Source organism: Candidatus Megaera venefica (assembly GCF_034554655.1).
Lineage (GTDB): Bacteria > Pseudomonadota > Alphaproteobacteria > Rickettsiales > Rickettsiaceae > Megaera_A > Megaera_A venefica.
The window spans coordinates 1-1,867 of sequence record NZ_JARJFB010000233.1; the positions used below are offsets into that span (position 1 = coordinate 1).

General features: G+C 34.7%; 3 protein-coding genes. 1 reads left to right on the forward strand and 2 read right to left on the reverse strand.

Annotated features, from left to right (window positions below):
- A partial coding sequence (locus Megvenef_RS09295; RefSeq protein ID WP_322776028.1) for a transposase occupies window positions 1-328 on the reverse strand: 328 nt, incomplete at its 3' end.
- Window positions 329-559: 231 nt separating this feature from the next.
- Window positions 560-1,468: a HEPN domain-containing protein gene (locus tag Megvenef_RS09300; protein ID WP_322777640.1), complete on the reverse strand. Its 909-nt coding sequence runs from the start codon at window positions 1,466-1,468 to the stop codon at window positions 560-562.
- A 71-nt stretch (window positions 1,469-1,539) separates the two neighbouring features.
- On the opposite strand from Megvenef_RS09300, the gene Megvenef_RS09305 reads away from it, so the two are divergent.
- Window positions 1,540-1,867: transposase (locus Megvenef_RS09305; protein ID WP_322776028.1), on the forward strand; the 328-nt coding region annotated here is incomplete at its 3' end.

Sequence of the window (1,867 nt, forward strand, 5' to 3'; positions counted from 1 at the left end):
CTTCAGACACATCAAGATCTTGCTGCAAATATTCATAACCACAAAAATATTGCCAATAAATATTTTCCTTTAGCTCTTCCTCCGTAAACGAATCAGAACCGTTGTACATAGCTTGAAGCATTGATAGTGCTAGCATTACTCTATGATCTTTCTTATTTCTACCAAATTGCTTGATTTCAATGTTAGGCAATGCTCTGGCTTCAAGTTCAGACCAATTTACTAAATCCCTTAGTTTATATAACTTGTTTTTAGGATTTAGTTTTGTAGATAATTTCTCTTCAAATAACCTTTCTTGTTTTTGGAGAAAAGTAATATTTTCTATAGGCATAATTTTAAAATCCGTAAGCTTTATGCGGTAATTATACCATTTTCTTATGGATTTTGTAAGCTGTTTATGACATGAAACCCCTTGTTAATTCAGGCGGGGAGAGTTTTGACGGAGGGACTCTAGACTTTACTTTCCATAACGTAAATTATGGCGTTGAAATTTAGACCTTTAACTAGCTTGCTTTAGAGGACGAATTCGATCCTTTATTAAAGCGAACGGGATGTATTTCCGTTACAAAAGACTTTTTTCATTCCATGCATTAGCCAGTTTTGTTATTATCTCATCGTAAGGTTTGTTAGATGCAATAGCATGTTCAAGAAACCAGTAGCATACGTATTCTGTATAGGTTTCTAATTTTTTACAATCCTCCTCTGAGACATTAAGGCTTCCTGAATGTACCAACGAACTTCTGATACTATAGCATTCTTTTACTTCTTTCTTTAATTCTTCTCGTTCGTTTGGAGTTGCACTACAGATAGTTGTTATGCACTGGGCAAGGTTCTCGCTAATCCCTACCTTCTGCTCTTTGCACTCCTCAGTTTTAGTACATACAGCATCAACTTTAGAGCATTTCTTGTTTTTAGTGCATATTGTATGGGTTTTGATCTCCGGCATTAATGCTTCCAGAGCCGTAAAAAACAGCAAGAATTTTGTGGCGATATCGATAGAGGTTCTTGCTTTTGTCATCCAGCCTAAAGCTCTTTCTATTCTTTCATATACAGAAAGCTCTTGTTTAGCATTTACAGAGTCTTGTTTAGCATTATATATTTTATTGCACGCATCTATAAAATTAGTTTTACCAATAGTGTCTTTTGTAGTACTTTTGATTTCATAAAACTTCTGCGTCTTATGCGTCGAAATAGCATAGACTGAGCCAGTGTTATTCATGATTAATGAAGCGTTGTCCGTATTACGATTATACGTATATGCGCTCCTCTCAACAATAGAGTCAAAGTGCCTACAACTAATACTATGACTATTAAGTACCCCATATAACCTTGCTAAGGATATAGCAGTATCAACGTGCCAGCGTGCTATATCGTACGCCATTGATGGGCTACACTTTTTGATGTTAACACAAAAACAATATTTAGTCCCTCCGTCAAAACTCTCCCCGCCTGAATTAACAAGGGGTTTCATGTCATAAACAGCTTACAAAATCCATAAGAAAATGGTATAATTACCGCATAAAGCTTACGGATTTTAAAATTATGCCTATAGAAAATATTACTTTTCTCCAAAAACAAGAAAGGTTATTTGAAGAGAAATTATCTACAAAACTAAATCCTAAAAACAAGTTATATAAACTAAGGGATTTAGTAAATTGGTCTGAACTTGAAGCCAGAGCATTGCCTAACATTGAAATCAAGCAATTTGGTAGAAATAAGAAAGATCATAGAGTAATGCTAGCACTATCAATGCTTCAAGCTATGTACAACGGTTCTGATTCGTTTACGGAGGAAGAGCTAAAGGAAAATATTTATTGGCAATATTTTTGTGGTTATGAATATTTGCAGCAAGATCTTGATGTGTCTGAAG